The organism is Shewanella sp. Pdp11 (assembly GCF_002838165.1).
In the GTDB taxonomy this organism is placed as follows: domain Bacteria; phylum Pseudomonadota; class Gammaproteobacteria; order Enterobacterales; family Shewanellaceae; genus Shewanella; species Shewanella hafniensis.
Map to the genome: position 1 here is coordinate 4,358,066 of NZ_CP015194.1, position 24,192 is coordinate 4,382,257.

A 24,192-nucleotide genomic window follows, 5' to 3' on the forward strand; every position below is an offset into this window, starting at 1 on the left:
AGGGGAGCAGTCAATCTGCCAGTCTTACAGACTTCCCCTCTAGTCATCTGGTTTAGCTGATTCCTTTTTTTCATACCTTAGGTGTTAATTTTTGCAATGTTTTAAACCAGAAAGAGTGACATCCCCTCGAAATCAAACTGACCTACTCTCAAAGTTTCACGCCCAATAATTCGTATATCTATTGACTACACGGAAAAGTCATTTAAACTGTGTATTAAATAGATATACAGAGGATGGTGTCATGGCTACAAAGACAGCGCCAATCAACATGCGAGTACTGCCATCGGTAAGAGACATTATCGATGCCGCAGCAAGTTTAAAAAAAGTTGATAGAACCGTATTCATTCAGCAAGCCGCGCTCAATGAAGCGCATAACGTACTGGCCGAACAGCGGGATTTTGTTCTTGAAGCAAAAGCTTTTGAAGCGTTTGATAACGAACTTCGTGCTGAGCCACAGACTCTTGAAGGCATGAAAGATCTGTTTAAAAGGAAAGCGCCTTGGGAATAAGTGCACCAACCCTACTCACTGATGAGCACGAGATTAACGCCTTTCACTGTGGCATTGAAGAACTCGATACTTGGTTAAGAAAACAGGCGTTAAAGAGTCAAAAGCGGGGAACCGCGAGAGTGTATGTGGTCAATGACACTGACGCCCATCAAGTGGCTGGGTACTATGCCATTGCCATGGGATCAGTTTCCAGAGAGCAAGCTTTCAGTTCATTAAGAAGAAATAGCCCAGATCCCATTCCCATGGTGATTCTAGCCAGGCTTGGAGTAGATAACGCCTATCAAGGTCAAGGCATTGCGGCAGGTCTTTTAAAAGATTGTATCATTCGCTCAGTACAAGCAATGAACGCTGTCGGTGGCGCAGGTATCTTAGTCCATGCTATTGATGGTAGTGCGCAAACGTTCTACAAGAAATTTGGCTTCAAAGAATCGACGTTTGATCCTTTAGTACTCATGGCAAGGATCTGCGATATCGAAAAATCATTGTCGATAGACTGAGATGACGGCTCCCCTTGCACAAGAGAAGCCGTCAATATTATTAGGTGCCCAGTAAAACGGCGCTGATTGCTGGAACTGTTGTGCCAATGACTTCTTGAGTGCTGGCAACGACAGGTAAAGTTGCAGACATAACACTTTCAACGACGGTTGGCGTATTGTAGAGACCCATACCGCCACCAATGCCCAAGGCAAAGGCCATCAAGCTTTGGCGAGCGATACCGCCCACAATACCCACCAGTACCATGGCTCCCGCTACGATCCGTCCCAAAGTACCTTGGGTCCAATCTTTTAGGGTATCCCACACATCAGTGAAAGCATCACCACCGGTGCCCGCAAATGAGGGCTCCGAAATCATTAACGCCATCAAACCAAGCGCACCAATGGTCATTAGGCGCTGAGTTTGAATAGTGCGAACTGCATTTGTCATTCGTTAGTTTCTCCGTAGATACTCAAGTTATCGCGCTTACCATCAGCTCCCGCTGAGGCTGAATCGCTTTGAGTCTGAAGTGGACGTAGCACTGGCGAAACCGTTCGAGGTGCTGACACCCCAATATCCCACCGGCGCGGTTCAATTTCGGTAAACACGTAGCTGGATAAATTCAGATCTCCACGGTCATCCTCCCAAGGCGCAATCCAAATTCGCATCACTCTTGAAGGAATGCGAAGAGGTGCAGATTGCTGCGTCTCAGGTAATGCTGGATGGCTCAGCAGTCCTGTCTCTAAATCAGATTGTGAATACCCAGAGGGAGAACCAATTCGAGTCGCCACAGCATCAATCGTCTTGGGTGCAGCCCCATTACTTGTAAGCTCATAGACTTCACGAGCGGATAAACAGCGCACACCGTCAGGCATACCTGGACATCCATATTCACTACTCCCAAGACCCAATGAACTACAGCCAGACAATAAGGTTGAGCCGACTGCCAATAAAAGTAATCCAGCTTTAGACCACTGTTTTGAATGGTGCTTTGGGTTGTTCTGCATTGATGTCGTCATGGTTAACTCTCCTCTGGATACACATCTTATTGTCTGAAACGGACTTCGATCGGTTAGCAACATGCAGGATTTTTTCATCTTCTTGCACCTCCCCCTTGCGAAGTGGCCAACGACAACGAGGCACCACGAGTGACTATGACTTCAATTTTCCTGGCAGCGTCTACCTCTATGACTGGGAACATATTTTCAGCCATGTCCAAATAGAACTTGGCCACTCGATCCAATGCTTTACCGGTGCCTTTAATCGCAGCACCTTGTAATGCTTCTTGGCTCATGACTTGCTGGTACAGCTGAGTATCACCGGCATTACCCGTCTGAATCGTCGGAACAGGATTCACATCAAATGCGCCTGCCAAGCCCTGAAGGAATCCGGCCATCATCGATTTGGCCACCAGCTGGCCTTGTTTCGACACTAATCGGCCACGAATACCGGCTTTGCCGTCTTCACCCACGGCATAAGAATCCAGTCGCGTTTCAATGACGCCACCATCTTCTCTCACACATGAAATGGTCTCGCCTCGCAAATAAGCACGCTCAGAGCTCAAATCACCGTAACCTGCGGCGATCAAGAAACACTCTTTGATATCCGCTCTAAATCGGTTGGGTAAAATGGCTTCCTTTTGAATCCTCAGCAATGCAGGAAAAGGCTCGCGTCTTGCGGACTCGTGAGTAGGGGCATCCAAACCTGTGATCAAAGTACCTGAGATGATGCTGCCCGCCGGTAGATACAAAGGCGGCGCTTCTTGCACAACAACCTCTGGTTCCGCAACCACTTCAGGCTCAATCATACGAATCGTGATTGGCGGCAATGGAACATCTCGTGCTCGTGTACCTTGGCCATTGGCTGGCTGCTGATAGAGCGGATCAGGCAGCGGCGCATTGGCAAAATAGTCGTCTGGGTTAGACGGCAGTGGCTTTTCGTCTTTGGGTAATTCCATGGCAGATAAAGGCACTTCAAAACGGCTATTTTTGCCTTCAACTGCTGCATCACCTCCTGCGCGAACATCATCAAGTTCCGCTCTAAGGCGGGCCAGCTCCGCATTGACCTCACTTGGTATAGAAGGCGAACCTGGGCTTAGCCGTCCTGAATCGACGTCGCGACGCAAGCGCTCAACTTCACGACGTAACTGTTCATTGCGCTCACTGAGTAGTTTTACGTTCGCAGCCAAACTATCGACCCCAACATCACGAGTATTGGTATCCGTAAGAATGTGCCGGATCGTTTCCTTCCGGTTCCGACTGCTTGCGCCATCGTCAGGATTAGGTGAAAACACCATAACCATAAGAATGAGACCGCCAGCAATACCACCAACCGATAGACCCCGCTTCATGTTCGGGCTCATTTGTTCCCATTGTGCTTTCATCGTTATTCACCTCCTACAAGAAGCGAAGGTCGCTGACTTTCCACCGCTTCTTCACGATGATTGCGAACAACCACATACAACTCAGTCTTTTCACCCGGCAACAAGATATTGCGAGGCCAGTAGGCGCTTGCCACTATATCTGGTGTATGGCAGGCTAATTCACTGGCTTCTATCGGCTCATCGGCAAAGCTTTCAACCAGTCCTACATATACGGTGAAGTAATGTCCCGACACAATTTGCCCCTGCTTAAAACCAAACTTTAAGCCCGGCTGAAAACATTTCGGGCTTGTGTCAGTTTGGCCAGCTAAACGGATGTCATAGCCTTGTGGTAACTCATTTAGTGCAAGGCGTCTGAGTAAGTCACGTAGGTTATCGACGTAAGGTTGAGCTGTTTCCCAAGTGGCGGCTTTGCGGTTCACGACGCCCTTAATAGGCCACTGCTGACCATCAATAGCTAAGGTGATTTCACGCGGTGGAATACGACGAGGTACTAAGGTGACAGATAACGCGGGTGCTTCCAGACCAGGCGGAGTGATGTAAAGTGAAACCGGTGATTCTTTGTCCGTGGCCACATATACAACATTCCCCTTGATTTGCGTCTGAGCATCACTGGTTGTTCTCACCTGAGGCGATTCAAACGGCGTCACAATTCGATTCAGATGACCAAGTGCTACAGGGATCAGTTCATTAACCCCCGGTGTCATCAGTAGCGTTGTTGGCGTATCCGCTGCAACCGAATTGCTTTGAACCGGTGGATTTGCAGTAGCAGACTGCTTCATCACACTGGCTGGCACAATCGGCAATTCCACGTCTGCATACGACGCTTGAGATAACAGGACGCCACTCAAGCTCATTGCGATTAAGCTTGGTGTTATCCATCGACTAATTTTGGTTCGCATCATTCACCCTCCGGTTTTGCTCTTGGGTCAACTTTTCACGAACTCCCTTCGTTCTAGCTTGCCCCTCATACGTATCCATCCAACTGAGCTTTGGACGGTATTGCTCAATATCGATGTCAAACTCATAGGTGCGAGTTTGGCGCTGTTCATCTCCAGATGGCCCAGAGACCAAGGAATAACCGGTCACAAAGACATGGCCGGTTTCATACTCATACTCCACTTGTCTGGGTTGGAATTTGAGCGTGACTCGGTCTTCGCGGATTTGCCTTGCCTGAATCTCCAGTGCATCGACCACTTGCTGGTACACCGCTGGAGAAAGCAGCGGCTCGATAGCAACTCGGATGAAAGACACATTACCCGGCGTCACGTTGCCCATAAGCTCAGCCAGGTAGAGTCCCCAGGATTCAAGGTAAGGCTGAGTGGCCTGGTTTCGTGACACTTCAGCCGTTTCAGACAAAGTTGGTGGTTGAATGGCTACCACGGTATTGCGAGAAAATGCCGCAACCGCAAGCAGCAAGTTAGATAGCACCAGCACTGCAATCAGAAACCGTTGCCATCGGTTCTCTAATTGCGTGCCTTGCCATGATTTTAAAAACACGTCGAACTTCACGGCAGATAGCTCCTGATAAATGGGTTAGGGATCGTCTTGGCTTTGGTTGGCAACAGCCCAGCCCAGTAGATGGCGTGAAGAATAAAACCATCAGGGCGACCATCACGAAAACGCCGATAGAGCTTGGTTGTCACCAACCCCAACAGGCATAAAACCAAGGCATTACCGGTAAAAATGCCGATCACTAGCCCCAACAGAATGGGAGCCATCTCATCGGCACTCCAAAGCAGGAAGTGCGGCGGGTCATCGATATAGGATGGAATACTCACAGGTTCCATAGTCACTCCTCGTTGTTTGAATTGAGAAGTGAAGAATGCCTTGGGATTGGCAGGTTCAGTGGTCAGCTAGATGCCGAATTCTTGAATGTTTTGAGGGTTCTATTCAGACAATACTAACAATTGATCTTTTTGATGCGGTTGATATGATGAGGATATTGGTCGTGTCGAGACCAGCTGCCCACTTTAGCAAACCCGGACGGGACGACATGCAAATCAAATTTATTTTTTGCTTAGGTTTTTTCTGCGACCTCGGCAGTGGGCACCGTATTCGCTAATAGGAGAAACTCAATGCAAATTACTAAAATCATTTCCTCTGACACGGTTGAACGTTTAAAGCAAAAAGCACGAAAGCTTAAACGTGAAAAATCCATTACACACACTCAAGCACTCGATGAAATTGCAATCTCTGTTGGCTTTAATCATTGGCATCAGGTTGTACAAGCCAATGACGTACTGAAGCCATCAGAGGTGGCGTTATCTTCTGGATGTGTCATGGCTTTTGATGTCAAAGATGGTATGGATGTCGATACCAGTGATGGGGTTTTAATTGAAGACCATTTCTTGGAGATGCTCACTGAAAAGCAGCTATTTGAAATTTATGCCAACTCCCATGATGAGGACGACGAACAAAACAGGCCGCTAAAAGAAACGCTATCAGATTCAGAGCTTCAGGAGTACTTTCGAGATGATTGCTCATTCATGTACTTTCGCCTTGCCGAGCCTCATGCAAACAAACCGCTGAAAGAAGTATTGGCTCTTATACGACAGTACTCGTTTTGGATGCCGCAATATATTTGGCTTCAAGGTCATCTTATTGATACTTATCATTTGCCAGCGGAAGACGAGAATGGCAATACCGTTGGCGTAAGGTTTTAGCTCTACAAGATGAGGCCTAACTGGCCTCATATCTTCTTCTGCAAGTGACTTAACGCCAACCCTGCCATCAATGCCAAGCCGATGATCAGCGACGGTAGCACCACCGGTGGAATAGCCAGCGGGGCGAACAATCCCATAAACAGCAAAATGACGCCTGAGCCCAGGATAATCATGCTGTAGCGGTGAATGATAGGGCTCGAAAAATCAAAGGTTGTTTTCTTAATTTTCCAGGTCATCAAGCCGTCCCACAGCGCCGGTAACATGAGAATAAGCGCAAAGGGCAACCAGACCATCAGCAACGCAAATCGAGTGAACACTTGGTACAACACATCAAAAAATGCCTGAATACGGTCTTCTACCCAGACAAACCAAAAGCCTCCCATGTTCTCCATCCCTTTAGAGCGCAGTCGCTGCTCTTCAGTGGGGATTAGAAAATCACGCACAGATTGCTCCATCTGCGTATCCACAACCCATGACTGATACCAGCGATGGCTAGTTTGACCAATCCAATAGCTTGTTTGTGCGCCCAATTGATTTTGGATCATCTGCTTCTCTTTACTAATGACTCGGCCAGTCCAATCACCGGGCACTAATACGCCAATGGCAATAATCTCCAGCATCAGTGCCAGACACAGTAGCCAAACCGACTTATGCTTGCTCATGCCAAACATCCTCTTCTACTCGTGCCAGCATGGCTGCAACGGTTGGCGTCATAATCCGGGCTTTAATCACTTGTTGAAGCCGCTTTGTCGTCGTATGACCACTGACATAACGCACCTCGATGCGTCCTTCAGCCAAATACGTCATCCGATTTGGACGATTACGAATCCAGGTGTAGAAATACACACCATCCACGGCGGCCCACTCGAAATGGTCAGGATCACGCAGGCGAATACCCGTTAAAGCACTGGCGGCAGTCCAGGTCAGTGCCTCAATGAAATGCCAAAGGCGAACACTGTCATCATCACAACTGACTTCTTCATAACTACCCAAGCCATTGCACAGACACAAATCAAAGATGGAATGGCCATCTAACGTGAGCGCATCCGTTAAATAGTCCGCCAAACAGTGTACTGAAGCCAAAGCATGAGGCCAGTCGGTTTCAAGCAGTCTTAAAGCTTCCTTGAACTGAGGGTTATGTTGCTGCCACTGAGCGAGCATTTCTTTACTGGTAAGTGTTGTCATTTTCAGACAAACAGAATGATGCATACAGACTCCTTAAGCTGCCTGTGTAGAGCTGGTTAAAATAGGAATGCGGCCTTTGATCACGCGGCCACCTGAAAGCTTGGCGATGTACTCCAGGTTGGGAAGCTGGCCTAATAACTGCGGTGGAAACATATCGCCTTCTTCCTCCATCAAGCGTTCGCCATGATTGCCGGTAAACAACGCGGGGCTGTCCGAGTTGGACGACATACCTTGAGTTTGCATGATGTACTGCAACCGAGTCTTAGGCAGATTGTCGGTAATGTACTGCTGCGTTTCGGCGTCCATCACCCGAAGAGCTATCAGGTTGTTGATGTTACCTAACACCTGACGGGCCTTAGCTTCGCTGCCTGTACGAGCTGAAAAATCAGCAAAGGTCTGAGTAGCAATCACACAACGCATTTTTGCGCCACGGCCTTTGTTGAGCAGTTGAATGAAGGGATCGTTGACGACTTCAGCCGCCTCATCGATGAAGATATTTACGGGACGATTTTCAACACCATAGTTATAGCGGTCACCGGCCACGGCGGTGAGATCGGATAAAAGCAACGAACCAATGGCGCTGCCAACCATGGCGTCGGTCAATGAATCCAACCCGATATAGGCCACTTGGGCATTGTTGATAATACGGCCAGAATCCGTAATTAACCGGCTGTCATCCACGTCGTTTGCAATCGGTGATAACAGTGGACCAAGTTCACTTGATGTGAGCATATTGAGCACCGGCATCAGTGAAGCCACCATCTTGGAATAGTGGGTTCTGTCATGCTCAAACATACTCAATAGCCCCTCTAAATCAGTATTGGCGGCAACGGGCTGAATTCGTTCGTAGTAAAAAAGCAGCATCGCCATGGCTTGTTTAGCCAAGGTATTGGCCTTTTCAGTAAAGCGTTTAATCTCCACACTAAAGTTCGGATACACCTGCTCCCCCCAGGCTGTGACGGCTTTTACTACCAAGCCTTCTGGGCCACCTTCCAAGAATCGTCTCAGTGTTTTCAGATCAGGACGCTGTGAAGTAAGCAACAAACCTTGCACGATGTTATTCAGTGCCATTTGGCCAAAGGCTTTAAATGGATCAGCACCGGTTTCGGATGGGATTAAGGCCGCAATTCGGCTAGCAATTTCAGTGCCCCGGTTAAAGTTTCTCAGGGGATTAAGACGTACTGAATGCTCCGGAAAACCCGGATGAAAATACACAAAGCGCTCAGGACTACCGGCGGCAATACAGGCTCGCTGCGCATTATCCTTAAGTTCCTTGTCTCCCTTAGGGTCAATAATAATCACGGCTTCATTACGCAAAATGGCCTGGGTGATCATCGCATCAAAGCATCGGGTTTTTCCGGCACCGGTCGTGCCGACAATTAAGGTATGCCCCTCGGTGTGACCAACTGGCTGGTACACATCTTCTTCTTTGGGCTCGACACCATGAATCCAGGTCGAACCCATTTGTTTGCCGTGACCTTGGTTAAGCAAGGTTTGCTTATCCCGCTTTAGAATTTCATAAGCGCGTTGAGCATGACGCTGGTCCCACTCAAAGCCATACCCCAACCACAATTCATCAGGATGTTTTGCCATCACCTTTTGTAAATGCGACAGCTCCATAAAAGCCAAAGGTTTGCCTTTTAGTCCCTTCTGTAACTTATGAAGACGGTAGGCCTCAGGCAGGCGATACAACGCCATGCCCGAGGAAATCCCTGTCATCCACCAAAATGGCTCAGGTGGTAGCTCAGTCAGCATTTCTGCGGCAATTGCCCCAGTTGCACCAACCAGCCAACCTGCTGCTGCCATGGCTTCATAGTTCGTGCGCCAGGGCATCTCATATGCGTTTTCTTTCATTCATGCTCCGCAAAATAACCGTTTACAATCCGCTTAACTTCAAATGGATTAACGTTTAGCGTGAGCGGTAAACAGAACCGTTTCCCCCTCATCAAACTGGCATTGGTCACTGGCCGAGATCCCCCGCAGCAGCTGTCCGGCTGGAATGCCATGCTGATTGGCGACTTGGCGTAAGGTTTGAATCGTGACGCGAATACCATCGGCACTATGATCCACGTCTGGGTAATCGCCATCGGTCAGTAAGATGGGCAAATCTTTCACAAAATTAACCATCTTTTGCCGCTGTTCGTGTTTGGGGTCTGTAATTGAGTTCGCATTGGGCGCAATCGGCTTTTGCTTACGCTCCGCTCTTTTGGCGGGCTCTTTTGCTTGGGCATTGGTTGTCTCAGTTCGACTCGGTCGCGGTGAAACCTCTTCGTTCTGAATTGCTGCCGCCGGTTCTGCGTCTTGTTTGGGAAGGTCAATCAGTGCAGTAAGCCCTTTAGAAATCGATACTTTCAGCAGTAACCCTTGCTCCTGAACGCCATCATTCGTAGTCGCAGTTCTGGCCTTACGTGTCGGGTTTGCTGGATCTAGTTCAAGCCAATCTAATCGACTGAGTTCAGCAAGCAGTTTTCGGGGAGCGCACCAAGGCCTTACGGCATCGGGATAGCGGATCAGTATCTGTTCACCAACCATAACCAACGCACTGCTGGCCTCTGGGACCCACGCCAAAAACTCAGGCAGATTCAATGCTTCTTCATCGTGCTGGTTTACGTTATTTGAGATAGCGCCATCATATGAATTGTTAGGCTTTTCACATTCATCACCTGGAGCATTTTCAGTTGCCTGGGGGTTATTAACGTCGCTTGCACGACTGAGTCCATCATCTTGTTCGGACGATTTTGACGATGGCGACTCAGCCGAATTACTGAGTTCGATTGATGATGACGCTTCAGGCAAGTCTGAATGCTCACTGGAGCGACTCTGCGGCTCTGCTTGTGTTTGCTGTGTTGCTTCCCACTCAGATTTGCTAAACAGTCTCACGCTACTTGGTAAATTCGAGCTGAACAATAAATCGGCCTCAGATATATGCAGCATGGGTAACCAGATTGGCTTTTCGTCTTTGATCAGTACTTCAGGGGCAAGGCTTTCATATCGCTCATTTGAGGCGGATTTAATGGCCAATCCTCGCTCAATGAGGATGTCTGCAAGGGTATCGGGATCTCTTGGGATGCCAGGTATCTTGTCTTTGGCCAATAGCTCAATGATGTCCTTAGCCGCGCTTTTCCAGACCAGGTAAAGATTGGTTGATTGATTTGATTTTCGTACCCAGACTCTTGCGTCTCGCTGATTGACTAACCATTGGGAACTGGCAAGTAATCGCCTCATGGCATCAAGTAGATAGCGTTCGACTGGGACACCAAGGGCATTGTCGTCAACGGAAATTCGTTGAGCTTTCAGGTCTCGCTGTACACTGGTTTGGTCAGCTTCAATGACCAGTTTAGACAGGACATGCTCTGGATCGGTATTGCCAATTGCTTCCAGCATGGCTTGCAAAATTTCAGGGCCAGGTTGTGTTAACCAGGCGAGCAACTCAGGCGTCATCACCCGGTTTAAAACCAGAATTGAGAATTGCTCGTGCCGTTTGCACCGTCCGTCGCGCCAGCGAATAAAATAGCGTTCAATGCTATTATTAGTGGTCCACTGAGATAAGGTTTCTAAAAAAGGGTTCCACTGATAGCGTCCATCTTCGTCTGTGATGGACAAGTCTGAAACAGGCTTACCAATATCATGGAACAAACCGCCAAGAGCCGCTGCAACACGCCACCTTGGCTCTAGCTCTTTTTTCTCAACCGGTGTGCCACTGGCAACAAAGATGATCCCTTCAGCAGCTTGTGCCGCCCAGAAAGCAACTTCCAACGAATGACGTAATAAACCACCAGCGCCACTGTGATGATGATGCTCAGAAGCTGGCAACAAATGAACATAAGCAGCAAGATGGTCAATGCAGGGCTGAATCAGACGTTGAAAATCACGCTGGTTAAAGCCAAGTACCTGGCGCAGTTTGGCAATTAGCTCGTCTTGTGTGGACTGCAAATCCTCGGGTGATGCTGCTGGCAACCCCTTTAGGAATGGCGGGTAGCGTGGAATTTCTGCATCCAGTTGCGATGAAAGCTCTGGTAGTGCTTTGGTTTGAAAAAATAGGTTTTTGAACATAGTGAACCTCCGACACGATAGTGTGAAGGTTCACTAACAATTAGGTTGTTAGATAGTCGCAAGAAACTTGCACTTATCTGTAGCGATGATAGAGCTAAAGACTTAAAAACCAGTCTGGTTCAACTGTTACTTTTTCAACTAACTCTGTTTTAACACCTAAACTAAGTTCTTTGAGCTTATCGGCTAACTGATCACCATCAACCAAGTCAATCGGAGCAACACCATCACGGTTGGCTTCTTCAATGGCTGCTTTTGTAAAGCTGCCAGTTGTTATAAACATACCACGATCTGCACGTCCTACTGTTGCCCCTCTGAAATCTCGGATTTCTGGTGCCCCAACTGAGCCTTTGTATTTTTTACACTGAAAGGCAATATGAAAACTCATCAAACCATTGATTCGGGCAATTCCTTTGCCATCGATACCACCATCCCCCGTGCGGCCAGTCACTTCAACATGAATGAAGCCTGATTCTCTCAGTAACCTCTGTGTTAATCGCTCAAAAGCATCAGGGCTCATTTCTTCAATGAGTACATGGTGTAACTTTTCACGCCAAGCCATAGCTTCTTCTGGTGAGTCTTCAGCCGAAAGCTCTGGCTCTGAAGAAGAACTTTTTGAACCCCCAGGCTTTCGGTCAAGTTCTCTGACAATGTTCACAATCTCTCGACTATCCAGCTTAGCATTTTGCCTGGCTTTATCAGTCAAAGCCCAGACGCCTCTTGATGAATTCTCAAGATATCCTGCTTTTTTGAGGTAGGTTCTCGCCCAAGCCAATCGATAACCAACCTCCGTTTGGCTGCTTTTTTCGGGGTTATGCAACACGGCTAGAGTCTGCTCATCAAACTTTTCTAGCTCCACGACCTCCTCGTATATTTCATCAATACTGCCTGAGCCGCCAAGATTGTTCAGGGCGATGATGAGTGGCTGCATCAGCTGGTCAAAAGTAACCATAAAAGATCCCATCCAAAATAAAAAATAGGCTTCCCATCCTAGAAAGAGCAGCCCATATTGGTGACATTAATATCTAACCGTTTACGACTTCCATCAATTTCGAGTAACTCGTAACGACATCATATTTGACGTTTTCACTCGTGATCTCTGCATTAATTTTTTCAAAGAATTTCCTAGCACATTCAATCTTGCGATCTTCTATGCCACGCAATTCAAGCGAAGACATCGTTCCTTTAGTCTCGGCAATAAAGTAAATGTGTTTAACACTTCCTTCTTTGAAAGAAATCGCCCAATCAGGGTTGTAGTCGCCAACAGGCGTCGGTATCAGAAAACCACGAGGCAGTTTTGCATAAACCACGACTTCTTTGCTTGTATCAAGCTCGGTAACAAAGTCTCGTTCAATACCTTGTGAATCGACGACAACATAATCATAAATATGCTTATTAACGCCACTAACGGCTTTTGTCATATCTGTGATTTTTTGCTCTGCCGTGAATATATCAACATCATAAGATTCGTTCGTTGGATCATATGATAGCTTCTCGATAATCACAGATGCCTTTTGCTCTTTCACAAGGCGTGAAGCCTCAGCGAGAAAATGCTCAGGGTTCTGCTTAAATTGTGCAAATACTACAGGTTCTATACCCATCAGTATTTTGGCAACTGTTTTGCGAGTCAGCACACAATTTTCAGCCAACTTACCAACCAAGTCATAACGAACAGCAGAATGAATGCTCGATTGATGAGTTTCAGTTTCAGTGTTTTTCACCTTGAAACTTTGTCCAGCTTTTAGTTGTTCGTCGGTAATGCGATCCAATTGGACACCATCTTGAATAGTGTACTGAAGAGGCGTTACTTTAAGTTCTTTGTTGAGTGCCCGAATACAATTTTTAATCAACTCAGATGAATCAAAATCAACCTTATAAACCGCTTTTTGATTGATTTTTTGCCAAAGCTCCTGAAACTCTTTCTTATCAAAATTAGCATTCAACGGATTGTTTTTAGGTTTACGATCATCACCAACACCAGGAAGTTGCGCTTCACTATAAACACCGTCAATCAGGGTCAATATTTGCTCTCGATAAGGCTCTAACTCAACAGGCATTGGGGCTAACTGTCCACTAGCCTTAGCCTGGTGGAATGATGGCGCGATTGAATCGTCAGCTTCATTGGTATAATCATTTTTAAGCAAATATTTATAAATTTGCTTAGCCATGACAGGTGTTACTTCTACTGGTCCATCAGCCGTTGTAATTATCTTGCCCGTAAAATAGGCTTCATCTGCTTTTTTCGGTCTCTCGGACAACGCTTCTTTCATTTCTTTTTGCAAGTTAGTGACAAAGTCTTTATAGCTTTCACTTGCAATCACCGACAAAACATTAATTTCATGCACAGTTGCCGGATGATCTTGTCTGTCACCATGTTTATTGACGGCCAGACGTAAACCACGTCCAACTTCTTGTCGACGAGAGATAGTATTGTCGCTGTGTTTCAACATACACATGACAAATACGTTTGGATTATCCCACCCCTCGCGCAAGGCCGAGTGTGAAAAAATAAATCGAGTAGGCTCTTCAAACGAAAGTAACTTTTCCTTATCTTTTAAAATCAAATCATAGGCATCTACATCGTCTGATAGCCCGGCATCTTCACCACGTACTTTAAAGCCGGGGTTCTGAAGACGATTTGATTTCTTATCAATTGAGAAGTAACCATTATGCGTTCTAGAGCCTTCAATGGCCGATAGATAGGCTTTATAGGCATCAGTCTGCTCACTGGGTAAAAGAGACAACTCATCAAGATACTCCTGTACAAGTAAAGAGTACTCTTCTTCAAAGACACGAGCATAATCACCTTTCTCATCGGCTTGAGAGTAGTCTCTATACTTTGCGACTTCGTCAATAAAAAATAGAGAGAGAACCTTTATACCTTGGCTGAAAAGAGTTTTTTCTTTTTCTAGGTGCGCTTTAATTGTCTCGCGGATCTGTATTCGGCGAATCGTCTCTTCGGTCACGTCTCCCGTAGCATCGCCCGCGGTTAAAACATGGCCATTTTTGAATTCAACCGTGTCGTTAATTGCGTTGACATCAGTAACCACAAAGTCACGGTACTGGTCCAGACCATTGCTAAGAACAAAAAGATTATCGCCCTTAGTGACCTTCTTGGGTATGCGTTTAATGCCATTTTGTTGTTTAACTTCGATCTCAATGCGAGCCACTGGCATTTTTTTCGAGATCTCGATGGATTCCAAATATAGATAGGCTGTCGTTCCCGCCAAGCCTTTTACTGAAATACCACGAACGGCAATTTTCTTAACCAGCTTATTGTTATAAGCGTCAAGCGCATCCAGGCGATGCACTTTATTATGTGTAGTCTTATGCGTGGCCGAATATCGAAGTACCATCAGTGGTTTGAATTTGGCTAAGGCATCTAATGTCTTCTTACCTTCCATCTTCTGCGGCTCATCCAAAATCAGGATTGGACGGTTTGCACTAATAACATCAATAGGACGCCTAGACTGGAAGTCATCCAACTCTTCATAAATTCGTCGATTGTCTTTTCCTGACGCATTAAAGGCTTGAATATTGATGACCATCACATTGATGCCACTGTCAGAAGAAAAACTCTCTAACTGGTGCAATTGTTTCGAGTTATAGATAAAGAACCGGGCCTTTTTACCGTCGTAATTCTGGGCAAAATGCTCACCTGTGATTTGCAGCGACTTGCAAACACCTTCACGAATGGCGATGCTAGGCACAACTATAATAAATTTGCTCCAGCCATAGCGCTTATTCATCTCAAAGATGGTTTTGATGTAGCAATATGTCTTACCAGTACCGGTTTCCATTTCGACATCGAGGTTTATCTTAGAGCTAGCATTGCAGACTAACGCTTCTGAAACAGGGAGGTTCTGCCTACTTTGAACACCATGGATATTCTGCAATAACTGCGATTCAGTGATTGCGAGTTCAGCATTTTTAAAACCATCCTGGTCGCTCATATCCCAGCCAGCGTTGCCAAATTTATCTTTGGCAACGCCAGGATCGATTCGGTAGGTTACGCCGGAGGTATTAGGTTGCCCCGCAAAACAGTCAACAACCGACTCTACGGCAACAGTTTGATAAGGTTGGACTTTGAACTTTAACTTCATACTCCCTCCTTATATCGCTTTAACTTCAGTATGTGGCGACACTTGCTTGAAAATCTGCTCGGCATTAATTTTTACTGCATCAGACTCAAAGCCGTCATCACGGAACACTACGCGAAGTGGTTCTTTTGTGGCTAACTCTTTAATCAAAGCTTCATTTATGCGCAGATCAAAACAGGCCACCAGTGCATCATCATCGACAAAGAATACCGATTTACCTTGAATCGTTTCTTTTCTAATTGGCAAGGTTAAATCGACGCCCCAATCAAGTAGAACCTGGAAAAGTAAATCTTCATCAGTGCGGTCTACTTTAATATTATCTACCAATAAGTTTAACGAACCCTGAGTAACTTGATCTGGAGAGTAGTAAACATCCGTCATATTGGAGGTATCCACTTTAAGTACTCGGAAGCCAACGTCTTTATTCCAGTCTTTGTGGCACTCGCCTTCTAATATTTTTGCACCAGCTCGGCGGACACGCTCTTTAGTAATCTCAGATATCATCGAATATCCAGCATCAAATGCAGGGGATGATTCGCTACAGAGAACAGGAAGTTGTACAAGCACAAACTTTCTATTACCACCATCTTCAGAATTCAGCTGTAAAACTGAATGTGCAGTGGTTCCTGAACCTGCGAAATAATCAATGATGACATCATCTTTATAAGAAAACCATCTTATAAAATCCTTTATCATATTGACAGGCTTAGGGTTATCTAAAGGTGTTTGATCCATGCCGAACAAAGTTGCAAGATCTGTAGATATTGAACCCTGTGTACCATAATCCTTCAAAGTTGACTGGGGAGTATCTACTCCTCTGACCTTTACAATTTTTACTTTTCCTGAGGATGTAAAATAAAATTCAGATATTTTCTGACCACGGGAGTCTACTAAGCTATCTCTATCACCATAAAAATACTGTTGCATTTGGTTTTTTTGCGTATATGAAGCTTTAAGTGTAACATCATATTTAGTTACACCATTCTCACAAACCATTCGACCACTAACCAACTCAACACTTTCAATGCCCCCCCATGTTCCGACTAATTCAGTTCCCTCCGGAGCATTAAATCTAACACCAGCAGGAAACTTAAATTCAGATGAAGGGTGGCGGCTTGATTCACGTTTCATGGCACCAGCTTCAAAAAGTTCTCCTCCAGTACTTTGAGGCGTATCTACAAAGTTAATATCTTTTGCGTATACCAATATATACTCATGATATACTTTAAATATCCCAGCTTGGGCACTATGATTCTTATCCCAAATTAATGATGCGATAAAGTTTTCAGCACCAAAGATTTCATCTAAAATCTTTCTTAAATTATGAACTTCACGATCATTAATACTAACGAAAATCACCCCATGATCATCAAGTAAATTTCTTGATAACTTTAATCTAGAGTACATTCTCGTAAGCCAATCAGAATGGAACCTTCCGTTCGATTCAAGATTGCTAACAAGCCTTTCATTTAGATCATTCTTTTGATTTGAATTAATGATATAGTCATCATAGGACTCCGAGAAATCATCATCATATAGAAAATCTTTGCCTGTATTGTAGGGAGGATCTATATAGATAACTCCTACCTTGTTTAAATATGACTCTTGAAGTAGTTTAATTACATCCAAGTTATCTCCTTCGATAAAAAGGTTTTTAGTAATATCGAAGTTAAGACTATCGTTAATATCTGGTCTAAGCGTTTTGGCAATTGGGGCGTTCGAAGAAAATATTGAGGCTCTTTTACCAGGCCAGTTCAGGTGATAACGTTCTTGCGGGCCTTCAACGATTGAATTTGATAGCTCTTGTTTAAGTTGGTCAAAATCAATGGCTAGCTTTAGTTCTCCGTTAGCCCCTCTTGATTCCGTCACGCAGTTCGGAAACAACGCCTGAATTTTCTCTATATTTTGCTGCGTCATGTCGGGGCTGTGCATTTTTAATTTATCCATGTGTTATACCTTTTGTGTGATGCCTTACATATCGCCGTCATATTTGTCGCGGTAGGGTTGTTGACTACGTTCATTCACCCCAATCACATAGAAAAGCTATGCTCAGGGGTTCACTCACTTGTCGCCTAGCTACCACACCAACTATTTAGGCCATAATGAAAGCGGGCACTATTTAACTGATTGAAATTGTTTATTCTTTATGCGAGTAACTCTTCAAGCTCGCACCTTAAATTCTTTAACTGCTTATTGAGCTCAACCTTTCGGTTAAACTGTTTTTCAGCATGAACCTTCTTCTTATATTGCGAGATTTGCTTTTCCAATGCCTGAATTGCCAGCAAGCGTTCAATGACCTCTTCAATACTTTCAGCGGTTCGTTTGGGTATGGGTAACAAGCGAGCAAGAAGCTTTTGATACAGCTCCGCCATATCGATTACAGTTGGCAAGCCCAACACTTCAGAAGTTACTGTTGATGTGTTACCTAAATAGAAGGTTTCTGAGAACAAATAACGGCTACAAACCCATTTGGCCTGATCGTTCTCTGCCTTACGCTTATAGCAAGCGGCGTAATGGCCTTGCTCACCACTAGCACCCCATACCTCAAATAGAATGGGAAAAGGTATGGCCAAATCAATCGCTTTAAGTACGCTGTCGTCTATCGAGTCACCTTTAAGCTTCACACTGAAAACCTGTATTTCACTGACCTCACTGGTTTGAGGAATATTCAGCGTGTTGGGCGATAGCTTGTAAGCCCAAAGAATTTGATCTACTTGCTCTACAAAAAGTGACTTCAACCCAGTGCTTGCCGCGCTGTGTTCGTATATTTTGTTCTTCGGCACGATTCGACCGAACTTTGCTTTGTCAGGAAATATCCAAGGTGAGTGCATAGACTAGCTAACCTCATCCTGAGCACTGTTTTCCATGAACTGCTTTTGCTGGATCACAATAAATGCCAGCAATTCAAAGTCGTCAAGCCCGGCAAATGTATTCACTAAAGCTGAGGTAGCGCCACCACCGAACAAACTATCAATATCTTTTTCTTCCTTAACTTCAACCATGCTTTTTATGGCATCTGTTAGAAGGTGAGAGTAACGCTGCATATCTCGACCGTCTTGTGTTAGGCGATTAAATAACGCACAAATCTCACTGAGCGGCTCTGTTTGCCCTTTACAGCTACTGCGAATTAAATCTAAAAATCTCTTTACCTCAAAATGATTAGCGACGATGTGCCCCTCATTCGATACATAGACAAGGTAATAAGGGTGGAGCCTGTTTTGCAGATCGCTATCGATACTGTTATTGACATTTTTCAGCGCAAACACCACGCCAGGCAATAACCCTAATTCTGGCTTAGCTTCAACCACCGCATGCATGCCGCTTGGTGCATTTCTTGGTTCGCCGTAGAGTTTCATTAAATTAAGTAGGTCCATCCGAAATTCGTTTAGACCTAGATCGGTGATAGAAACCCCCGTTTTTAAATCTTCAAGCTCAATGACTTCTTCTTGCAGTTTCTTTAACTGCTCTTTACGGTAAGACACATCGTTAGCTTGACTACTTAAGACGTTATCATCACCGGTCGCTGTCACGTCAACAATCGTCATTCGACTTTCAACACGTTCTTTTAAGTTGATGTACTCATCAAGCGATATATCAGGCCAGTAGTTAACTAACTGAATACATTTATTCGGCGAGCCAATACGGTCAACTCGCCCAAAGCGCTGAACAATCCGAACTGGATTCCAGTGAATATCAAAGTTAATTAAGTAATCGCAGTCCTGTAAGTTCTGCCCTTCAGAGATACAGTCTGTAGCAATCAACAAATCGATTTCAGCGAGTTCATCAGGTAATACACTGGCTTTCGATTTGGAAACTGGAGAAAACAAGGTGAGCACTTCTTGTGTGTCGTAACCTTTTCGTCCGGTTTTTAAGGTGGTCTTAGGTAAACTGGCACCACCAGTGATCATCGCAGTATGGATTCTATGCTCGCTTAACATCACAGGTGACAACTGCTCGTACAGATATTGAGCGGTGTCAGCAAACGCCGTGAACACGATGATTTTCCTGTTTCCAGGATTTATTGGATTATTTATTTTTGCAGCAATATGTGATTTCAGATGCTGCAACTTAGCATCTTCTTCTGGCTTAATTTTGCTAACAGAATCTAGTAACCCTTTGATCAGCTCCAAATCACCATCTAAATCCTGCTGCCAGGATGGAAGATCCATATCCATCAGCTTGATTTTGATCTTGTTGCCGATTTCCATATCGTGATAAGAAGGCATATCGTCTTCATCTGCTTCAATAGACTCAAGCGCTTCAACGAGACTGCTAACTTCGGTTTGCCCGTCTCGCTTATAGAATTCGTCGATAATACCTAGAACACGAACATGGTTATCATGGAGAGATTGCAAGGTGCTTCTGAACGAGTATACGGAGCTCTCAAGACGCTTTAGAAGGTTCGTTGTCATTAATGCAACCAAGCTTTTTTCACGGTCGCTTTGCTTTAACTTACCTTTTCCGCCTTCAACTTGCGTGTCATACATCTCCTCGTATTTCTTCAATCTACTCGGGAGGATATAACTCACTGGCGCATAAACAGATAGTTTGAGTAGCTTAAGCTGTTCAAAGATCTCATTCAGGCTAACTACATCCGAACGAGTTGTAAGCGGACAGTGAAACGAGATTGGCTTGTTACGTTCAGGGAAATAGCCAATATCTGTTGTGTCGTAGAATGTTGTGATGTGCTTTCGTGAGCGAGCGATAGTGACGCTATCAAGCAGTTCAAAAAAGTCAAAATCTAAGGCATCGAGTATGGCTTTAGCTGTTCGCGTCTCTGGGTCGAGTTTGGACCAAGCGTTAAATGCGGCTTGTGCTTGGTTAAAGATCTGTTCTACGCTTTTTGTGGTTTTAAGATGCTTTGTGAGATTGCTCGACTCGCCTTCATAAGCTAACGCGAGCTGGTTTCTCAGGTCAGTAAATCTATTATTCACTGGTGTCGCTGATAGCATTAGGACTTTGGTTTTCACGCCAGCTCGAATAACTTTATTCATCAGTTTCTGATATCGGGTTTCTCGATCTTTCACTGCATCGTTATTTCTAAAGTTATGCGACTCATCAATGACGACCAGGTCATAGTTACCCCAGTTGATTCTATTCAATGGGGTACCGAAGGATTCGCCTGAGGTTCGGCTCAAATCTGTGTGACACAAAACATCGTAACTAAAACGGTCTTTAGCAAAGATATTTGTCTTTAAGTTTCGATTAAAGTTGAGCCAGTTATCCGCTAATTTTTTCGGACATAGAAGCAGCACAGATTTGTTTCTGAGCTCGTAATACTTGATGACGGCTAACGCTGTAAATGTTTTACCAAGACCAACACTATCAGCCAGAATGCAGCCGTTATAGGTCTCTAACTTATTGATAATCCCAGTTGCGGCATCTTTTTGGTAGTTAAATAACTTGTTCCAAATCAAGGTGTCCTGATAGCCGGTTCGATCATTTGGTAATACATCCTCTGTAATATCATCAAGAAATTCATTAAAAATATTATACAAAATAATGAAATAGACTTTTTCGGGCGAGTTTTCTTGGTAGACAGATTCTATATGCTCACAAATGGTTTTAGTAACATCTTGAAGTTTCGCAGGATCTTTCCAAATTTGGTCGAATAACTGTAAGTACTGCGCTGTGAAATTTGGCTCATCGATTTTTTGCACAAAATTCGAAATAGCATTGCCTCGCTGATACCCTAGATCAACCGCCGTAAAACCGCTAACCGGAGCAAAAACTGCACTTATTGCATCTGCTTGCTGTCTAGACGCTTCCGTCACAACAAACGACTGCATTGGAGAATCAGTTTTGTTTGATTTGAATGTCGCTTTCTTTCTGATCCAGTTTGCACACTCTTTGGCGATCGCCTTTTGAGTGAGCTTGTTCTTTAACTGTATTTCAAAGTCAGTTCCGTAAAGGCTGCGTTCACGCCCTGCTTTGGGAATAAAGAACTCTCGTTTTTCTTTTTTGAATTTATCGGTAACTTCATCTGCGACAAAAGTAGGTGATGTGAAGATGAACTCAAGTGAGTCTATCTTCGCTAACTCCTTTTTGAGAGCCTCATACGCATAAATAGAAAAGCAAGACGCAGCAATCTTTAACTTTGTATTCGGTGTCAGCGTCTGTTGAAGCTCGTCACCTAATAGGTTGTTAAGGTTATCGATTATTTTCATCAAAATTTATTCCCTGCGCCAAGTTCGTTTTTGTGCATTAGTTACCAAGTTCTTTTTCAATCCCTGGAGCTAGCATGATGTTTTTAACTCCATAAAGTGTTGCTCTGTTCTTTAAATGCAATTGAGCTCCACCATCTTTTAGTGTGGCGTTGGAAGAACAATCCACATTCCATTGTCTGAGTAAATAGCCTACCGTTGCCGCTCTAATCTCAATCTTTAAAACGCCACCTTTCATGCCATAGTCCAACTCTATCGCTTCGCTGTGCTCAATACGAGGATGCGGCACTAACTCTAGCTCTACAAAGCGATTCCATTGTCGGTCTTGGGTTTCGAGCTCCGTTTCAGACAAAGTCGAATCCTCAATCACAACCGCTGCTTTAATGCGGGTCAGCACAAAGTCACGGAACTCATTATGTTTGCGGTCAAAACCACGAACATGCCAACGCAGGCCATTGTCCACCAGCGTATGCGGCACGATTTCACGGGTTGTTTCACCACTCGATAACGATACATAGGTGATACGCAAGGCTTTGCCTTTGTGTATGGCTTCGGTGACTTTCGCCACTATCGATAGATTCGGTTTGTTAAGGTGATAAGGCGCTTCACACGCCAGTGGTGGTTTTACCTTGCCAGTGAAGCCATCTCCGTAACCTTGGCTAATAGTTGCCAATGTTCTCACAACGTCATAGTCGAACAAGGGCTCAAATGCTTCACCGCGCTTATGCAACTTGAGCTTTTGGTCATACTCAATGTTGCCTGGCGCAAGCTCTCGGTACATGGTGAAGTCTTTCGTTGCTTGTGCAGCGGCTATGCTGAAGCGATCGACTAAATCCGCTCGCACCGCTTCGCCCTTAAACAATAAGGTGAAATCGATGTGGGCAATGCGATCCCTGGTTGCTTGTGGCAACTGCGCTATCTGCGAAAGCCTATCTGGCTTCGCCACTACCGTTTGTTTCAGACCATCATTTGTCATGCGTCTTGTTTATCCAATTCAACCAGTTTCTTAAAAATTCTGTTTATAAAGTAAGGACCGATATCGCGTAATCACATTGAAAAGCATCACTCAATGCTGCTCTTCATCCGCAATGACTTAACAATCTCTACTGGTTGAAGCTGGACAGATGGCCATAAAACACTGAATAGGCTTCAACCTAATTAATTTTATTAGGTATCATCCTATCACAAATTATTTTGTAGGGAAGACTAAGCGGCAACTTTTTGATCTGGATTGCATTTGCCGCTCAGATGTGGGCGTAAAGACATTGTTTTATGGCATTGCTGATAGTCATGATCAATGCGCTACCCGAACCAGTGACACCACGATGTTACTGCTTTGAGACTTTTCTTTTTCCGAGTCTGTGGACATCAGGGCTCGTTGCTCACTTTCCCGAATGCGCCTAGCAACTTCTGCCTGGGCTGGTAGCAATGGCAGCATCCCTTCAGCAATCGCGTCTGGGGCAGACTCTTGGCCACAGGACATCAAATGCTTCCATGGATCTTTAAGAAAGCGCTCGAACGTGATGCCAAATTCAATGATGCGGGCAGAGACGAAGATTTCGCCCCAGTATTCAATGTAGGTGTCTTGGTACATGGAAAGATTCCTCTTGTTGGTTAAACCATGAGTTCACTTTCCATTTTCCAGAGGTTTTCAAATATGCAAGGGGCTATGACAAAGCTTTAAATCGATTGCGGGCATCTTTGTAGTCATAGTGGGCATGTTCTGAGCCACGATGATACAAATCATCCAAGTAAGTTTGTTCCTGCGGCAACTCGTCTTCGCTGATTTCGCGCCACCAATGTTTGTTGGCACCTTTAACGCCGTCATGCCAACGGTAACCACGTTCTTTTAAATAGTCCTTTACGTCAAACGGCGCACCAAACGCACGAACTAACACAGTTCGCCTGTCTGCTTCAGACAACAAGTTTGCAACGGACTCGGGCAACAAATGAAACAACCAGGCCATCGCCAAACAATCGGTTGCAGCTCGGTGTCCTTCATAGAACCAACCTAAGCGAAGCAGCAGGTACTCAAGCTTTCGACTTTCAAAGCCCAGTGCTTTCCAATCTATGCCGCTAGCTGAACAGGCCCAAGATAGATGGCCTAATGCGGCAAACCGCTTTTCAAAGAAAGGACGATCAAACTGTGCATTGTGCGCAACCACCAGCGGATCATCGGATAACCAACTCGCAACCATTGCATCATCAATGTGCTGGCCTTGCACCATCTCATCGGTGATGCCGGTTAACTCGGTAATCAGCTCGGGGATTGGCTTGCCGGGATCTTCATACAAGCTGATCACATCAACAATCGACACAATCCGCTTAGCTGATGGGCTGTAAAGCACCTTAACCATACCAAGCTCAATAATGGACTCATCATCGGCAGACAGTCCGGTTGTCTCTGTATCGAGCAGCACCATTGGCTGTTCATCACCGACCATAGGAGAAAGTTCAAGTGGCCAGGACTGCGGCTCACGCGTTAATGGAATACGCTCCAGCAATCTAAAATCTTCTGGTCTTTCTGGGATATCCGCGAGGCGCTCTAGCGGAAATAGCGCAGGGGCTCTTGTCATTGATGGTTCCTCTTCAATTCTATTGTTCGCTTTGGGTTATTTCACTGTGCCACAGGTTGTACAAAATGCACCTTGGATACCTCAGCGTT

Annotated in this window: 21 protein-coding genes; 3 read left to right on the forward strand and 18 right to left on the reverse strand. The window is 45.2% G+C overall.

The genetic code is table 11. The annotated features are described in order from the left end of the window. Nucleotides 1-241 precede the first annotated feature (241 nt). Together AYJ58_RS19160 and AYJ58_RS19165 are read left to right on the forward strand one after the other, a co-directional pair. A complete protein-coding gene (locus tag AYJ58_RS19160) occupies nucleotides 242-508 on the forward strand; it encodes a type II toxin-antitoxin system TacA family antitoxin (RefSeq protein ID WP_001963895.1) in 267 nt (88 codons plus the stop codon). Next, the gene (locus tag AYJ58_RS19165; protein ID WP_001963894.1) at nucleotides 499-1,005 is read left to right on the forward strand and encodes a GNAT family N-acetyltransferase; all 507 of its coding nucleotides are present in this window, start codon (nucleotides 499-501) and stop codon (nucleotides 1,003-1,005) included. Before AYJ58_RS19160 ends, AYJ58_RS19165 begins: the two co-directional genes overlap by 10 nt. Nucleotides 1,006-1,045: 40 nt before the next feature. Here AYJ58_RS19165 and traA read toward each other — a convergent pair whose 3' ends face one another. From traA to traL, 6 genes are all read right to left on the reverse strand, one after another. Then, entirely contained in the window at nucleotides 1,046-1,432 is a 387-nt protein-coding gene (traA, locus tag AYJ58_RS19170; RefSeq protein WP_000180225.1) for a TraA family conjugative transfer protein, read from the reverse strand. Further along, nucleotides 1,429-2,001 carry a type IV conjugative transfer system lipoprotein TraV gene (traV, locus tag AYJ58_RS19175; protein WP_148039504.1) on the reverse strand — a complete coding sequence of 191 codons (573 nt, stop codon included), beginning with the start codon at nucleotides 1,999-2,001 and terminating at the stop codon, nucleotides 1,429-1,431. Before traV ends, traA begins: the two co-directional genes overlap by 4 nt. A gap of 74 nt (nucleotides 2,002-2,075) precedes the next feature. Then, nucleotides 2,076-3,365 (reverse strand): TraB/VirB10 family protein, encoded by a 1,290-nt coding sequence (locus AYJ58_RS19180; protein WP_008844783.1) that lies wholly within the window; start codon nucleotides 3,363-3,365, stop codon nucleotides 2,076-2,078. 2 nt (nucleotides 3,366-3,367) lie between these two features. Beyond that, nucleotides 3,368-4,264 carry a TraK domain-containing protein gene (locus AYJ58_RS19185; protein WP_106651876.1) on the reverse strand — a complete coding sequence of 299 codons (897 nt, stop codon included), beginning with the start codon at nucleotides 4,262-4,264 and terminating at the stop codon, nucleotides 3,368-3,370. After that, the gene (locus AYJ58_RS19190) at nucleotides 4,248-4,874 is read right to left on the reverse strand and encodes a TraE/TraK family type IV conjugative transfer system protein (protein WP_023266689.1); all 627 of its coding nucleotides are present in this window, start codon (nucleotides 4,872-4,874) and stop codon (nucleotides 4,248-4,250) included. The genes AYJ58_RS19185 and AYJ58_RS19190 overlap by 17 nt, the downstream gene beginning before the upstream one ends. Then, on the reverse strand, nucleotides 4,871-5,152 hold the full coding sequence (gene traL, locus AYJ58_RS19195) for a type IV conjugative transfer system protein TraL (RefSeq protein WP_000433891.1): 282 nt from the start codon (nucleotides 5,150-5,152) through the stop codon (nucleotides 4,871-4,873). The genes AYJ58_RS19190 and traL overlap by 4 nt, the downstream gene beginning before the upstream one ends. Nucleotides 5,153-5,440: 288 nt before the next feature. Between traL and AYJ58_RS19205 the strand changes: the two genes are divergently transcribed. Then, nucleotides 5,441-6,028 (forward strand): hypothetical protein, encoded by a 588-nt coding sequence (locus AYJ58_RS19205; RefSeq protein WP_023266690.1) that lies wholly within the window; start codon nucleotides 5,441-5,443, stop codon nucleotides 6,026-6,028. Nucleotides 6,029-6,054: 26 nt separating this feature from the next. Here the strand turns inward: AYJ58_RS19205 and AYJ58_RS19210 are convergent, their stop codons facing one another. The 12 genes from AYJ58_RS19210 to AYJ58_RS19265 all read right to left on the reverse strand — a co-directional run bounded on the left by AYJ58_RS19210 (nucleotide 6,055) and on the right by AYJ58_RS19265 (nucleotide 24,103). Then, nucleotides 6,055-6,690 carry a DUF4400 domain-containing protein gene (locus tag AYJ58_RS19210; RefSeq protein ID WP_032481061.1) on the reverse strand — a complete coding sequence of 212 codons (636 nt, stop codon included), beginning with the start codon at nucleotides 6,688-6,690 and terminating at the stop codon, nucleotides 6,055-6,057. Further along, nucleotides 6,677-7,237 carry a hypothetical protein gene (locus tag AYJ58_RS19215; protein ID WP_023266692.1) on the reverse strand — a complete coding sequence of 187 codons (561 nt, stop codon included), beginning with the start codon at nucleotides 7,235-7,237 and terminating at the stop codon, nucleotides 6,677-6,679. Before AYJ58_RS19215 ends, AYJ58_RS19210 begins: the two co-directional genes overlap by 14 nt. A 9-nt stretch (nucleotides 7,238-7,246) precedes the next feature. Continuing rightward, on the reverse strand, nucleotides 7,247-9,067 hold the full coding sequence (gene traD, locus AYJ58_RS19220; protein WP_106651328.1) for a conjugative transfer system coupling protein TraD: 1,821 nt from the start codon (nucleotides 9,065-9,067) through the stop codon (nucleotides 7,247-7,249). A 48-nt stretch (nucleotides 9,068-9,115) separates the two neighbouring features. Further along, the gene (gene mobH, locus AYJ58_RS19225; RefSeq protein ID WP_106651329.1) at nucleotides 9,116-11,266 is read right to left on the reverse strand and encodes a MobH family relaxase; all 2,151 of its coding nucleotides are present in this window, start codon (nucleotides 11,264-11,266) and stop codon (nucleotides 9,116-9,118) included. Nucleotides 11,267-11,360: 94 nt separating this feature from the next. Next, on the reverse strand, nucleotides 11,361-12,215 hold the full coding sequence (locus AYJ58_RS19230) for a restriction endonuclease (protein WP_106651330.1): 855 nt from the start codon (nucleotides 12,213-12,215) through the stop codon (nucleotides 11,361-11,363). 73 nt (nucleotides 12,216-12,288) lie between these two features. Continuing rightward, a complete protein-coding gene (locus tag AYJ58_RS19235) occupies nucleotides 12,289-15,366 on the reverse strand; it encodes a type III restriction-modification system endonuclease (RefSeq protein ID WP_106651331.1) in 3,078 nt (1,025 codons plus the stop codon). Nucleotides 15,367-15,375: 9 nt separating this feature from the next. Continuing rightward, nucleotides 15,376-17,310 (reverse strand): site-specific DNA-methyltransferase, encoded by a 1,935-nt coding sequence (locus AYJ58_RS19240; protein ID WP_106651332.1) that lies wholly within the window; start codon nucleotides 17,308-17,310, stop codon nucleotides 15,376-15,378. A gap of 197 nt (nucleotides 17,311-17,507) precedes the next feature. After that, on the reverse strand, nucleotides 17,508-18,194 hold the full coding sequence (locus AYJ58_RS19245) for a DUF4391 domain-containing protein (RefSeq protein WP_106651333.1): 687 nt from the start codon (nucleotides 18,192-18,194) through the stop codon (nucleotides 17,508-17,510). Between the two features lie 3 nt (nucleotides 18,195-18,197). Beyond that, the gene (locus AYJ58_RS19250; protein WP_106651334.1) at nucleotides 18,198-21,530 is read right to left on the reverse strand and encodes a helicase-related protein; all 3,333 of its coding nucleotides are present in this window, start codon (nucleotides 21,528-21,530) and stop codon (nucleotides 18,198-18,200) included. Between the two features lie 37 nt (nucleotides 21,531-21,567). After that, nucleotides 21,568-22,503 (reverse strand): WYL domain-containing protein, encoded by a 936-nt coding sequence (locus AYJ58_RS19255; protein ID WP_106651335.1) that lies wholly within the window; start codon nucleotides 22,501-22,503, stop codon nucleotides 21,568-21,570. 318 nt (nucleotides 22,504-22,821) lie between these two features. Then, nucleotides 22,822-23,121, reverse strand: coding sequence for a hypothetical protein (locus AYJ58_RS19260; RefSeq protein ID WP_106651336.1), 300 nt, complete (start codon nucleotides 23,119-23,121; stop codon nucleotides 22,822-22,824). Between the two features lie 73 nt (nucleotides 23,122-23,194). Continuing rightward, nucleotides 23,195-24,103, reverse strand: coding sequence for a 3'-5' exonuclease (locus AYJ58_RS19265; RefSeq protein WP_106651337.1), 909 nt, complete (start codon nucleotides 24,101-24,103; stop codon nucleotides 23,195-23,197). Nucleotides 24,104-24,192: the final 89 nt, after the last annotated feature.